This is a genomic window from Xanthomonas sp. BRIP62411 (genome assembly GCF_003993525.1).
In the GTDB taxonomy this organism is placed as follows: Bacteria; Pseudomonadota; Gammaproteobacteria; order Xanthomonadales; family Xanthomonadaceae; genus Xanthomonas; species Xanthomonas euroxanthea.
Genome location: NZ_QEZI01000008.1, coordinates 756242 through 768558 on the forward strand (window position 1 = coordinate 756242; position 12317 = coordinate 768558).

At 66.9% G+C, this 12317-nt stretch carries 12 protein-coding genes, 1 pseudogene and 1 riboswitch; of the genes and pseudogenes, 2 read left to right on the plus strand and 11 right to left on the minus strand.

Going from position 1 to position 12317, the window contains the following annotated elements; translation table 11 throughout:
• Positions 1 to 303: 303 nt before the first annotated feature.
• The 5 genes from thiL to EO139_RS07525 form a co-directional block, all read right to left on the minus strand.
• The gene (gene thiL / locus EO139_RS07505) at positions 304 to 1278 is read right to left on the minus strand and encodes a thiamine-phosphate kinase (RefSeq protein ID WP_126969977.1); all 975 of its coding nucleotides are present in this window, start codon (positions 1276 to 1278) and stop codon (positions 304 to 306) included.
• A 110-nt stretch (positions 1279 to 1388) separates the two neighbouring features.
• Positions 1389 to 1877, minus strand: a complete 489-nt coding sequence (gene nusB, locus EO139_RS07510) for a transcription antitermination factor NusB (RefSeq protein WP_104649432.1) — start codon at positions 1875 to 1877, stop codon at positions 1389 to 1391.
• Positions 1874 to 2338: a 6,7-dimethyl-8-ribityllumazine synthase gene (gene ribH, locus EO139_RS07515; protein WP_039423375.1), complete on the minus strand. Its 465-nt coding sequence runs from the start codon at positions 2336 to 2338 to the stop codon at positions 1874 to 1876. The genes nusB and ribH overlap by 4 nt, the downstream gene beginning before the upstream one ends.
• A gap of 255 nt (positions 2339 to 2593) precedes the next feature.
• Entirely contained in the window at positions 2594 to 3733 is a 1140-nt protein-coding gene (gene ribB / locus EO139_RS07520) for a 3,4-dihydroxy-2-butanone-4-phosphate synthase (RefSeq protein ID WP_104585536.1), read from the minus strand.
• Positions 3730 to 4332 (minus strand): riboflavin synthase, encoded by a 603-nt coding sequence (locus tag EO139_RS07525; protein ID WP_104585583.1) that lies wholly within the window; start codon positions 4330 to 4332, stop codon positions 3730 to 3732. The genes ribB and EO139_RS07525 overlap by 4 nt, the downstream gene beginning before the upstream one ends.
• Positions 4333 to 4494: 162 nt before the next feature.
• Positions 4495 to 4671, minus strand: a riboswitch (FMN riboswitch).
• A gap of 218 nt (positions 4672 to 4889) precedes the next feature.
• On the opposite strand from EO139_RS07525, the gene EO139_RS07530 reads away from it, so the two are divergent.
• Positions 4890 to 5513, plus strand: coding sequence for a hypothetical protein (locus EO139_RS07530; RefSeq protein ID WP_104649430.1), 624 nt, complete (start codon positions 4890 to 4892; stop codon positions 5511 to 5513).
• 95 nt (positions 5514 to 5608) lie between these two features.
• On the opposite strand, the gene ribD is transcribed toward EO139_RS07530, so the two are convergent.
• The 5 genes from ribD to EO139_RS07555 all read right to left on the minus strand — a co-directional run bounded on the left by ribD (position 5609) and on the right by EO139_RS07555 (position 9779).
• Positions 5609 to 6703 carry a bifunctional diaminohydroxyphosphoribosylaminopyrimidine deaminase/5-amino-6-(5-phosphoribosylamino)uracil reductase RibD gene (ribD, locus tag EO139_RS07535; protein ID WP_126969979.1) on the minus strand — a complete coding sequence of 365 codons (1095 nt, stop codon included), beginning with the start codon at positions 6701 to 6703 and terminating at the stop codon, positions 5609 to 5611.
• Positions 6694 to 7179 (minus strand): GNAT family N-acetyltransferase, encoded by a 486-nt coding sequence (locus tag EO139_RS07540; RefSeq protein WP_164739764.1) that lies wholly within the window; start codon positions 7177 to 7179, stop codon positions 6694 to 6696. The genes ribD and EO139_RS07540 overlap by 10 nt, the downstream gene beginning before the upstream one ends.
• Positions 7176 to 7700 carry a transcriptional regulator NrdR gene (gene nrdR / locus EO139_RS07545; protein WP_006453216.1) on the minus strand — a complete coding sequence of 175 codons (525 nt, stop codon included), beginning with the start codon at positions 7698 to 7700 and terminating at the stop codon, positions 7176 to 7178. The genes EO139_RS07540 and nrdR overlap by 4 nt, the downstream gene beginning before the upstream one ends.
• 101 nt (positions 7701 to 7801) lie before the next feature.
• Positions 7802 to 9055, minus strand: coding sequence for a serine hydroxymethyltransferase (gene glyA, locus EO139_RS07550; RefSeq protein ID WP_104649428.1), 1254 nt, complete (start codon positions 9053 to 9055; stop codon positions 7802 to 7804).
• A gap of 199 nt (positions 9056 to 9254) precedes the next feature.
• Positions 9255 to 9779 (minus strand): RcnB family protein, encoded by a 525-nt coding sequence (locus EO139_RS07555; RefSeq protein ID WP_104585544.1) that lies wholly within the window; start codon positions 9777 to 9779, stop codon positions 9255 to 9257.
• A 226-nt stretch (positions 9780 to 10005) separates the two neighbouring features.
• On the opposite strand from EO139_RS07555, the gene ettA reads away from it, so the two are divergent.
• Positions 10006 to 11667 (plus strand): energy-dependent translational throttle protein EttA, encoded by a 1662-nt coding sequence (gene ettA, locus EO139_RS07560; RefSeq protein WP_016904669.1) that lies wholly within the window; start codon positions 10006 to 10008, stop codon positions 11665 to 11667.
• Between the two features lie 53 nt (positions 11668 to 11720).
• Here the strand turns inward: ettA and def are convergent.
• Positions 11721 to 12236: pseudogene (gene def / locus EO139_RS07565) on the minus strand (peptide deformylase).
• Between the last annotated feature and the right edge of the window lie 81 nt (positions 12237 to 12317).

A 12317-nucleotide genomic window follows, 5' to 3' on the forward strand; every position in this document is an offset into this window, starting at 1 on the left:
GGCCGGGCCGGGATGGCCCAGCGGCAGCTGCCATGCATCCGTGGTTCGGGGGAGAACGTCGCGAACGTACCAGACGGTACGGTATGGCTCAAGGGCCGGGAATCGGGAATCGGGAATCGGGAATCGGGAATCGGGAGGCGGGAATCGGGAATCGGGAGGCGGGAGGCGGGAGGCGGAGCGTAGGCGCCGCAATCGTGACACGTGCTGAAGTGCAAGCCGGCCGGCGCCATCGTATGCCGATCCCGACCCGCAGAGGTTGGCTGCAATGCAGCAGGCCCGCGCAACGCCTCCCGCGCGAACCGCTCAGCCCACGAAGTGCTGATACCCGCGCTGCGGCGGCTGCCATGGCTTGCCGTCGGCGTCGTGGACCACCACGCCCGGCGTGGCGACGACCCGGCCGATGCGTGTCACCGCGACTGCGGCGAAGTCCATCGCCTGCAGCACCGCCTCGCGGTGTTGCACGGCGGCGGTGAAGCACAGCTCGTAGTCGTCGCCGCCGCCGAGTTGCCAGCCGATGCACTGCAGCGCGCTGATCCCGGCGCTGCGCGGCATCGCCGGCAACGCCGTCAGCGCCAGCTGCGCGCCCACGCCGCTGCGTTCGCACAGATGCCCCAGATCGGCCAGCAACCCATCGGAGACATCCACACAGGCATGCGCAAGCCCACGCAGGCGCAGCCCGGCCTGCACGCGCGGCTGCGGGCGCAGCAGGCGGCCGCGCCACTGCTCGTGCACCGGATCGGCCGCCGCGCAGGTCACGTCCAGCTGGCCGGCCTGCCACAGCAACAAGGCCGCGGCCGCCTCGCCCGGCGCACCGGTCACCCACACATCGTCGCCCACACGCGCCCCATCGCGACGCAACGCCGCACCCGGCGGCAGGCTGCCGATCGCAGTCACCGCACACGACAACGGCCCGCGTGTGGTGTCGCCACCGACCAGCGCAATGTCGTGCGCGTCGGCCAGTGCAAAGAAGCCATCGGCGAACGCATCGACCCAGTCGGCATCGTCGTGCGGCAACGACAGCGACAAGGTGCACCAGCGCGGCTGCGCACCCATCGCGGCCAGATCGGACAGATTGACCGCCAGCGTCTTCCAGCCCAGATCCTCGGCGCGCGTCTCGTGCGGAAAATGCACGCCCGCATTGAGCGTATCGGCGGTGATCGCCAGCTGCTCGCCCGGCGGCGGCTGCAGCAGCGCCGCATCGTCGCCAATGCCCAACGGCACATCCGCACGCGCCACAATGCGCGCGCGCAAGCGGGCAATTAGATCGAATTCGGGCATGGGGACGGGAATCGGGAGAAGGGAATCGGGAATCGCAAAAGCGCGTCAGGAGATATCGGAAACGGTGCTCTTACGATTCCCCATTCCCGACTCCCCATTCCCGCGGCGCCTCAGGCGCTGCTGGCGCCGCCAGTGCCCGACTCCACCTTGCGCCACTCCACCGAGGCGCGATCCAGCACGCCGTTGACGTAGGTGTGGCCGTGCTCGGAGCCGAAGCGCTTGGCGGTTTCGATCGCTTCGTTGATGACCACGCGGTACGGCACGTCCTGGCGATACAGCAGTTCATAGGCCGCCAGGCGCAGCACCGCACGTTCGATCGCGTCGACCTCTTCCACGCCGCGATCCAGATACGGGGTCAGCGCGGTATCCAGCTCGGCGCGGTTGGTCAGCACGCCTTCGACCAGGTTTTCGAAATAGGCCAGATCGGCCACTTCGTGCGCCTGCTCGTGCGCAAACTGGGAGATCACCTGCTTGGCGAACCCGCCGGAAATCTGCCAGGCATACACCGCCTGCAAGGCGCGCCGGCGCGCGCGCGAACGCAGCACCGGATCGATGCCGTCGCGACGGACGTGGCGGGCATGTCCACCGGACTTGCTCATGGCAACAACTCCATCAAATTGACCAGTTCCAATGCCGCAAGCGCGCATTCCTCGCCCTTGTTGCCATGGCTGCCGCCGGCACGCGCCTCGGCATCTTCCACGCGCTCGACCGCCAGCACGCCGTTGAGCACCGGCACGCCGGTCTGCAACTGCACGCTCATCAGGCCTTCGGCGCACAGGTCGGCGACGTGTTCGTAGTGGCGGGTGTCGCCGCGGATCACGCAGCCCAGCGCGATGATCGCCGCATGCTGGCCGGATTGTCCCAGGCGGTTGGCCGCGATCGGAATTTCCCAGGCGCCCGGCACGCGGACCACGTCGATGGCGTCCTCGCCGATGCCGTTGCCGGCCAGGCTCTGGCGCGCACCGGTGACCAGCGCGTCGGTGATGCGGGCATTCCAGCGGCTGGCGATGATCGCAAAGCGCGCGGTAGTGGGGCGGAGATCGCCTTCGTAGTGGGTCATGCGGGTCGGCAACTCGAGGGGGCGGCAAGTTTAACAGCTGCCGGGGCCCGGCCCGGCCGATGGGTGCCGGCCGGGGCGCCGAAGCAGGCCCGGCCATGTCTGCAGCAGGCGGTGTGCGGGCGCGCAGCACCGGCTGGCGCAACCGCAGGCCAGCGTGGTCGTTGCGCAACCACCGCAGGAACCGCTCGACCGACACGGTTCCAGCGGCGCGTGTGGCAACGACCGGAGCGCCGACTCCAGGCCGCCGGCCCTGCGTCAGGGCAGCGCGGCGACCGGCACCGCACGCACGCCTTCGCCGGGATGGCATTCCAGGTACTCCACCACCTCCAGCCCGAACCCGGCCAGGCCCACCTGACGGCGCGGCGTGCCCAGCACGCGCAGCTTGCCCAGGCCCAGCTCGGCCAGGATCTGCGCGCCTGCGCCATTACGCCGCCACTGGCTGACGTCCTTGGCGTTGGTGGCCGCTTCCGGTTGCTGGCGCAGCCGCGCCAGCAGGGATTCGCTGTCGCGCGGCGCCGACAGCACCACCATCACGCCCTGCCCTTCGGCGGCGATCGCACGCAGCGCATCGGTGGCCGCCACGCCGAAGTCATCGCGCTGCCAGTGCAGCAGATCGGCCAGCGGGTTTTCCACCTGCACGCGCACCAGCGTCGGGGTGGCCGGATCGGGCGTGCCGCGCACCAGCGCAAAATGCAGGTCGTGCGCGATGCGGTCGCGGTAGGTCACCAGCGTGAACGGGCCGAATTCGGTGCTGATCTCGCGCGCGTCCACACGCTCGACGGTGTGCTCGTTGGCCAGGCGATAGGCGATCAGATCGGCGATCGAACCCATCTTCAGCCCGTGCTCGCGCGCGAACACTTCCAGCTGCGGGCGCCGCGCCATGCTGCCGTCCGGGTTGAGCACTTCCACCAGCACGCCGGCCGGTTCCAGCCCGGCCAGCATCGGCAGGTCGCTGGCCGCTTCGGTGTGGCCGGCGCGGGTCAGCACCCCGCCGGGCTGGGAGATCAGCGGGAAGATATGCCCCGGCTGGCTCAGGTCCTGCGGCCTGGCATCCGGCCGCACCGCGGTGCGTACCGTGTGCGCACGGTCGTAGGCGGAGATGCCGGTGGTCACGCCCTCGGCCGCCTCGATGCTGACGGTGAAGTTGGTCTGGAACTGCGCGGTGTTGTTGCGCACCATCGGCGCCAGGCCCAGCTGCGCGCAGCGCTCGCGGGTCAGCGACAGGCACACCAGCCCGCGCGCGTGGGTCACCATGAAATTGATGTCCGACGGCTTGACCAGCTCGGCGGCCATGATCAGGTCGCCTTCGTTCTCGCGGTCTTCGTCATCGACGATCACCACCATGCGGCCTGCGCGCAGTTCCTCGATCAGTTCCGGAACGGGTGCGAAATTCATGCCGCACCCCGCGTGCCGAGCAGGCGTTCGACGTAGCGCGCCACCAGATCGATCTCCAGATTCACTGCCGCGCCGACCGCCGTCCGCGCAAACGCGGTGTTGGCCACCGTGTGCGGAATCAACGCGACCTCGAAGCCGTCCTCGTCCACCTCGTTGACGGTCAGGCTGACTCCGTCCACGCAGATCGAGCCCTTTTTGGCGACATAGCGCAATACCGACGACGGGGCGGCAAACCGCCAGCGCTGCGCCCGTGCATCGCCATGCACCGACTGCACCTGGCCCAGGCCATCGACATGGCCGCTGACCAGATGCCCGCCGAGGCGGTCGGTCGGGCGCATCGCACGCTCCAGATTCAGCAGCGCGCCTTCCGGCAAGCTGCCCAACGTGGTCAGCGACAGGGTTTCGGTAGAGGCGTCGGCCTGGAAGCTGCCGGCATCGAACGCAATCACGGTCAGGCACACGCCGTTGACCGCGATGCTCTCGCCCAGTTGCACCGCGTCGAATGGCAGGTTGCCGGTGGCGAAGGTGAAACGCACATCGCCGCCTTGCGGCTGGCGCGCTGCCAGATGGCCGACGCCTTCAATGATTCCGGTAAACATCAGCATGCCCCCGTCGTTGACGACAACGGAGCGCACGCAGTGCGGTGGAAGATCGCGACGCAGCGCGACGGGTGAGGCAGGGACATAGTCGTTTCTCGCAGGAGTTGAGCGAAAAACGCCACAAGGCAAACAGGCGCGCGCACAGCCGCAAGGCTGCGCGTTGGCCGTCTTCTTTCATCCGGACTATACCGTCGGCCCCGGCATCGCACCGGATCTGCTGACCTTGCGCAGCGGGTTTCGCGTGGATCCGCTCAACTCCGATGCGCAAGCGCTCGCGGGCTCGCATGCTTGCGCATGCCTACCGCCGGTGGGGAATCGCACCCCGCCCTGAAGACGTTCGTGAGTACCGGCGAACCGGTGCGCAAAGTCTAACAGGGCCCATCGGTGCGATGGCTGAGCATCAGCGACGGCTGGCAGGACACTGCGTCATGTGAGGAAATCCCCCATAGCCAGGATTGTGAAGGATCTGTTAATTTACCCACCGCGACGGGAGACGTCGCTTTTTCCCTCCCGCAACGGGACGGAGACACGGACATCAATTCGGAGAGAGACATCCAATGCGTAACACCCTGATCCTGGCTGCCGTGCTGGCCGCCGCACCGTTTGCCGCATCGGCCGAAGGCCTGAGCTATTCCTACGTCGAAGGCGGCTGGAACCGGACCGAAATCAACGTCAACGACGCGTCCGACGATATCGACGGTGGCTACATCCGCGGTTCCTGGCAGATTGCCCAGCCGGCCTACCTGCTGGCCAGCTACGAACGTGCCACCAAGGATTACAACCTCGGCAGCGGCTTCGTGATCGACGGCACCCTGCAGCAGGCCACGCTGGGGATCGGCTACCGCCAGGAAATGACCGAGCGCGTCGAGTTCACCGCCGACATCAGCGTGCTGCGCACCAAGGTCGAATCCGACCTGCGCCTGCGCGGTCGCTCGATCGACAACGCGTCCGACTCGACCACCCTGGGCTTTGCCAACCTGGGCCTGCGCGGCAAGCCCTCGCCGCGCACCGAAGCCTGGATCAAGGCCGGCTACATCGACGGCAGCGACGTGGACGAAGGCGAGTTCGTCGGCACCCTGGGTGGCCAGGTCAACTTCACCCGCACCTGGGGCCTGGTTGCCGAAGCGCAGTTCGTCGACAACGCCAACCAGTACAAGGTGGGCGTGCGCGCAAGCTTCTGATCGGCGCGTCACAGATGCACGAAGGCCCCGCATGCGGGGCCTTTTTCATGCGCGCAACCACACGCCCGCGCGGCATCGGGCAAGCGGTGCAGTGCTCATCCGGCAACAACCGGCGCATAACGCAGACGCAGATCCTGCCCCAGCTGGCGCACATCCAGCAGCTGCAACGCAGCGCGCTGTGCCATCGTCTCGATGTCTAGCCCGGCCAGCAGCGGCCTGGCGGTATCGCCCAGCAGTACCGGCGCCACGTAGACCAGCAATTCGTCGACCAGCCCGGCTTGCAGCAGCGCACCGCTCACTGTTGCGCCGGCTTCCACATGCACCTCGTTGATGCCGCGCTCGGCAAGCAGGGCCAACACGGCACCCAGCTCGAAACGGCCGGCATGCAACGGCATCGCAATGAACTGCGCATCGTCCAGCGACGGCGCGGCCACATCCTCGCCATGCAGATACAACGTGGGCGCCTCGCCCTGACGAATGGTGTTGCATGCCAACGTCCGCAACCCGGCGTCGAGCACCACGCGCAGCGGCGGTACGAACGGCGTGTCATCGCCCAACCGCACCGTCATCGATGGGTCGTCGGCCAGCACCGTTCCGGCGCCGGTGAGGATCGCACCCGCACGCGCGCGCCAGCGCTGCACATCCGCGCGTGCATCGGCGCCGGTGATCCACTTGGATTCACCGCTGGCCAGCGCAGTCCGTCCATCCAGGCTGGCGCCGAGCTTGACCCGCAGCCACGGCCGCCCGCGCTCCACCCGCGACAGGAAGCCCCGGTTGAGCGCGCGCGCCTGTGCCTGCAGGACCCCGCTGAGCACCTCGATCCCGGCCTCGCGCAGCAACGCGAACCCGCCACCGTTGACCTGCGGAAACGGGTCGGCCATCGCCGCGACCACACGCGCCACTCCGGCATCGATCAAGGCCAGGGCACAGGGCGGCGTGCGTCCGTAGTGCGCGCACGGTTCCAGCGTGACGTACGCGGTGGCGCCCCGCGCCAGCGCGCCGGCTGCGCGCAGCGCGAACACTTCCGCATGCGGGCCGCCGGCACGTTGATGAAAACCTTCGCCCACGCACACGCCATCGCGCACGATCACGCAGCCAACCATTGGATTGGGGCGCGTGGTGTAGGCACCGCGCTCGGCCAGACGCAATGCCTGGGCCATCCAGCGGTGATCGTCGGCTGTCACGCGCACTGCAGCACCGGCGCGATCTGCATCACCACGATCTGCATCGGCCCCAGCAGCAATTCTGCATGCGTATGCCAGCCCAGCCGCTGGTAGTAAGGCGACAGTGCTGGCTGGCAATACAGATATAAGGCCGGCACGCCCATGCGCGCGGCGGCCTGCACGCAGTGCGTCACCAGCGCCTCGCCGATGCCCTGCCCGCGCGCCTGCGGCTGCACGTACAGCGACGCCAGCCAGGGCGACCACTGGCGGATACGCGCATCGTCGTTTTCCAGCAGGCTGACCGACCCGAGCCACTGTGCCTGATCGAGCGCAACCCAGGTGGTTGGGATCACGCCGTCGCGGCTGTGGCTGCGCAACTCGCGCAAGGCCTCATCGAAATTCCAGTCCGGCAACAGGCTGCCGAAGGCCTGCAGATGCGCCTGCGCGAGGGCGGGCAACAGCTCCGGCGTGTCGGCCACGCAGGCGATGCGCATCGCGCTCACCGCTTGCCGGGCTTGCCGGCGCGTTCCAGCGCCGCTTCCAGCAGCGGCAGTTGCTCGATGCCGACCGGCAGCTCGCGCTCGAGCTTTTCGATTTCCTCGCGAAAATCGGCAACGTCCTGGAAGCTGCGGTACACCGAGGCAAAGCGTACATAGCCCACATGATCGAGCTTGCGCAGCTCGACCATCACGTACTCGCCCACCCGCAACGAACCGACCTCGCGCTCGCCGGACATGCGCAACTGATGCACCACCGCGCGCACCGCCGCTTCGATCTGTTCTTCGGACACCGGGCGCTTTTGCAGCGCGCGGTCGAAACTGGTGCGCAGCTTGCGCGCATCGAACGCCTCGCGCCCGCCATCACTCTTGACCACGGTCGGCAGCTTGAGTTCGATCGTTTCCAGGGTGCTGAAACGCTCGCCGCACGCCTCGCACTCACGGCGCCGACGAATCGTCGTGCCGTCTTCGGACACGCGCGAATCGATCACGCGGGTGTCGTTGTGCTGGCAAAAGGGGCAGTGCATCAGGCGTCCGGGAATAGGGAGAGGGGAATAGGGAATTGGAACGGCACAGCTATCGCAGCGTTGCTTTTACCATTCTCGTCTCCCTATTCCCCATTCCCATCTCAGCCATACACCGGATACTTCTTGCACTGCGCCGTCACCGCGTCGCGGACCTTGGCCAGCACCGCTTCGTCGCTGGGGGCGTCGAGCACGTCGGCGATCCAGTTGGCCAGGTCGATGCTGTCCTGCTCCTTGTAGCCGCGGGTGGTGATCGCCGGGGTGCCCAGGCGCAGGCCGGAGGTGACGAACGGCGAGCGCGGGTCGTTGGGCACCGAGTTCTTGTTGACGGTGATGTGCGCCTTGCCAAGCGCGGCCTCTGCATCCTTGCCGGAAACATCGCGGCCGATCATGTCCACCAGCATCAGGTGATTCTCGGTGCCGCCGGACACGATCTTGTAGCCGCGCGCGATCAGCGTGTTGGCCATCGCCTGCGCGTTCTTGACCACCTGCTGCTGGTAGGTCTTGAAGTCCGGCTCCAGCGCCTCCTTGAACGCCACCGCCTTGGCCGCGATCACGTGCATCAGCGGACCGCCCTGGATGCCGGGGAACACGATCGACTGCAGCTTTTTCTGCAGCTCCTCACTCGCGCCCTTGGCCACGATGATGCCGCCACGCGGGCCGCGCAGGGTCTTGTGGGTGGTCGAGGTGACCACGTGCGCATGCTCCAGCGGGCTCGGATACACACCGGCGGCGACCAGGCCGGCCACGTGCGCCATGTCCACGAACAGATACGCACCGACGCTGTCGGCGATGGCGCGGAAGCGCGCCCAGTCGATCTTCTGCGAATACGCCGAGAAGCCGGCCACGACCATCTTCGGCGTGTGCTCGGTGGCCAGGCGCTGGACCTCGTCGTAATCGATCAGGCCCTGCTCGTTGACACCGTACTGCACCGCGTTGAACAGCTTGCCGGAGACGTTGACCTTGGCGCCGTGGGTCAGGTGACCGCCGTGGGCCAGGCTCATGCCCAGGATGGTGTCGCCCGGCTGCAGCAACGCCAGATACACCGCCTGGTTGGCCTGCGAGCCGCTGTGCGGCTGCACGTTCGCATAGTCGGCGCCGAACACCTGCTTGATGCGCTCGATCGCCAGCTGCTCGGCAATGTCGACGAACTCGCAACCGCCGTAGTAGCGCTTGCCCGGATAGCCTTCGGCGTACTTGTTGGTCAACTGGCTGCCCTGGGCTTCCATCACCAGCGGGCTGCAGTAGTTTTCGCTGGCGATCAGCTCGACGTGATCCTCCTGGCGGCCGGCTTCGGCAGCGATGGCCTGGGCCAGTTCGGGGTCGTAGGTTTCCAGTCGGACGTCGCGCGAGAACATGCAGAGCTCCGGGGCAGCTGTTGCCAGTAGGGGCGCCGATTGTAAGCCCCCGCGTGGACAGGTGACCAATTGCGGCGCCGGCGCGGGCCACGCGGGCCTTGGCGCGCCCGGCCCTTGAACGACGAGGGCGCACCGGAGTGCGCCCTCGTGTAAGGCCCTGCCCGCTTGCCAGGTCAGGCCGGCCAGGCCACTGCTGAACTTAGTTGTTGAGCACCAGGTCGGCAATCACACCGGTTGCAATGGCCACAAGCAGCAGATTGCCGGTGTTGTCGCGCTGCCAACGGTAGCCATACGGCGGGCGGCGCAGGTTATAGCGGTCGTAGTCGTTGATCACGTAGACCGGGCCGTGGTAGCGCTGACCGCGGGCCCAGTACGGGCGCGGCGGCGGACCGGCGCGGTAGTAGTTGGGGCGATCGTAGACATAGACCCGATTGCGGTCGTAGCGACGGTCCTGATAGCGCGCGTCGCGATAGCCCTCGCGGTAGCCGTTGCTGTAGTAACGGCGGTCCTGGCGCCACTCGCGGCGGTCTGCGCGACGGTCATCACGCCATTCGCGGCGGTCATCCCGGCGGTCATTGCGCCAGTCGCCGCGATGATCGCGGTGGCCGTGGTCATGCCCACGGCGGTCGTCGCGGTCCCAATCCCCGGCAAATGCGGCCGGTGCGGCGAAGCCCAGCGCCAAGATGGAGGAAAGCACAACAGTCACGATGCGTTTGCGGTTCATGGGATTGCTCCTGTCTGCGATGTCGCAATTTCATTAAGGCGCCAACCGCCTTAACGCATTCTTGCTGGAATCGATTACGAAAACGCCCATTCAGGTGACAGGTAAGCTGCCGTTTAGCTGCCGCATCGCCGCCGCGAGCCAGGCCGCTTGCCCGTATAATCGGCGCAATCCCTTTTCCGCTGCCTCCGGCCCCGGCCGGTGGGCTGCCTGCGTCCACGGAGCACCCATGTCGCAATACATCTACACCATGAACCGCGTCAGCAAGGTGGTCCCGCCCAAGCGGCAGATCATCAAGGACATCTCGCTGAGCTTTTTCCCGGGCGCCAAGATCGGCCTGCTGGGCCTGAACGGCGCCGGCAAGTCCACGGTGCTGAAGATCATGGCCGGCGTGGATACCGATTTCGAGGGCGAAGCCCGTCCGCAGGCCGGCATCAAGGTCGGCTACCTGGCGCAGGAGCCGCAGCTCAACCCCGAGCACACCGTGCGCGAAGCGGTCGAGGAAGGCGTGGGCGACGTGCTGCAGGCACAGGCCGCGCTGGATGCGGTGTACCTGGCCTATGCCGAAGAAGGCGCCGATTTCGACGCGCTGGCCAAGGAACAGGAACGCCTGGAGGCGATCCTGGCCGCCGGTGACGCGCACACCCTGGAGAACCAGCTGGACGTGGCCGCCGATGCGCTGCGCCTGCCGCCGTGGGACGCCATCGTCGGCAAGCTGTCCGGTGGTGAAAAGCGCCGCGTGGCGCTGTGCCGCCTGCTGCTGCAGAAGCCGGACATGCTGCTGCTGGACGAACCGACCAACCACCTGGACGCCGAGTCGGTGGAGTGGCTGGAACAGTTCCTGGCGCGCTACACCGGCACCGTGGTGGCGGTCACGCATGATCGCTACTTCCTCGACAACGCCGCCGAGTGGATCCTGGAGCTGGACCGCGGCCGCGGCATTCCGTGGAAGGGCAATTACACCGACTGGCTGACCCAGAAGGACGAGCGCCTCAAGCAGGAAGACAACCAGGAAAAGTCACGCCAGAAGGCGATCCAGAAGGAACTGGAATGGTCGCGCCAGAATGCCAAGGGCGGGCGCACCAAGGGCAAGGCGCGTCTGGCCCGCCTGGAAGAGCTGCAGTCGGTGGATTACCAGCGCCGCAACGAAACCAATGAAATCTTCATCCCGCCGGGCGAGCGCCTGGGCAACTCGGTGATGGAGTTCAAGAACGTGTCCAAGAAGTTCGGCGACCGCCTGCTGATCGACAACCTGTCGATGATCGTGCCGCCCGGCGCCATCGTCGGCATCATCGGCCCCAACGGTGCCGGTAAGTCGACCCTGTTCAAGATGATCACCGGCCAGGAAAAACCCGATTCGGGCGAGATCGTGATGGGCCCGACCGTGCAGCTGTCGTACGTGGACCAGAGCCGCGATGCGCTGGAGGGCAACCACAACGTGTTCCAGGAAATCGCAGGCGGCCTGGACATCCTCAACATCAACGGCGTGGAGATCCAGTCGCGCGCCTACATCGGCCGCTTCAACTTCAAGGGCCAGGACCAGCAGAAGATGGTCGGCTCGCTCTCCGGTGGTGAGCGCGGTCGTCTGCACATGGCCAAGACGCTGCTGCAGGGCGGCAACGTGCTGCTGCTCGACGAACCGTCCAACGACCTGGACATCGAAACGCTGCGTGCGCTGGAAGATGCATTGCTGGAGTTCCCGGGCAATACCTTCGTGATCTCGCATGATCGCTGGTTCCTGGATCGCATCGCCACGCACATCCTGTCGTTCGAAGGCGAGTCGCACGTGGAGTTCTTCCAGGGCAACTACCGCGAGTACGAAGAAGACAAGCGCCGCCGCATGGGCGATGACGCCGGTCCCAAGCGTCTGCGCTTCAAGGCGCTCAAGTAAGCACGACAAGGGCGCCGCAAGGCGCCCTTGTCACATGCGATGCCGCGGTGCGATCACAGGTCGTAGGACAGCACGTCCTCGAAACCGAAGGTGGCGAAGTTCTCGATCCGCGAGGGGTACAGGCGGCCGACCAGATGGTCGTATTCGTGCTGCACAACGCGGGCGTGGAAGCCTTCGGCCTCGCGTTCGATCGGGCTGCCGTCCGGCGCGAAGCCGCGGTAGCGAATGACGCGATAGCGCGGAATGACGGCACGCAGGCCGGGAATGGACAGGCATCCCTCCCAGCCGTTTTCCATCTCCTCCGACAGCGGTTCGATCTGTGCATCGGCCAATGCGGTGCGCGGCACTGCCGGCGCCTCGGGATAGCGATCGCTGGCTTCGAAGCCGAACACCATCTACTGCAGATCCACGGCGATCTGCGGTGCGGCCAGGCCGACGCCGCGCGCATCGTCCATGGTCTCGAACATGTCGGCCACCAGCGTGCGCAGCTCGGCGCTGCCCAGGTTGGTCACCGGTGGCGCCACGCGCAGCAGGCGTTTGTCGCCCATGCGGATAATCTCGCGAATCATCTGGCTGCTCCGGGGAAACGTTGTGGCGATTCTAGGACCTGTGCGGTAGGGGCAGGTGAGGTTGGGGAATGGGGATTGGGG

Excerpts from the sequence above, each read along its gene's own strand:
- thiL (WP_126969977.1), bottom strand. The coding sequence starts at position 1,278 with ATGCCCGAATTCGATCTAATTGCCCGCTTGCGCGCGCGCATTGTGGCG.
- nusB (WP_104649432.1), bottom strand. The coding sequence starts at position 1,877 with ATGAGCAAGTCCGGTGGACATGCCCGCCACGTCCGTCGCGACGGCATC.
- ribH (WP_039423375.1), bottom strand. The coding sequence starts at position 2,338 with ATGACCCACTACGAAGGCGATCTCCGCCCCACTACCGCGCGCTTTGCG.
- ribB (WP_104585536.1), bottom strand. The coding sequence starts at position 3,733 with ATGAATTTCGCACCCGTTCCGGAACTGATCGAGGAACTGCGCGCAGGC.
- EO139_RS07525 (WP_104585583.1), bottom strand. The coding sequence starts at position 4,332 with ATGTTTACCGGAATCATTGAAGGCGTCGGCCATCTGGCAGCGCGCCAG.
- EO139_RS07530 (WP_104649430.1), top strand. The coding sequence starts at position 4,890 with ATGCGTAACACCCTGATCCTGGCTGCCGTGCTGGCCGCCGCACCGTTT.
- nrdR (WP_006453216.1), bottom strand. The coding sequence starts at position 7,700 with ATGCACTGCCCCTTTTGCCAGCACAACGACACCCGCGTGATCGATTCG.
- glyA (WP_104649428.1), bottom strand. The coding sequence starts at position 9,055 with ATGTTCTCGCGCGACGTCCGACTGGAAACCTACGACCCCGAACTGGCC.
- EO139_RS07555 (WP_104585544.1), bottom strand. The coding sequence starts at position 9,779 with ATGAACCGCAAACGCATCGTGACTGTTGTGCTTTCCTCCATCTTGGCG.
- ettA (WP_016904669.1), top strand. The coding sequence starts at position 10,006 with ATGTCGCAATACATCTACACCATGAACCGCGTCAGCAAGGTGGTCCCG.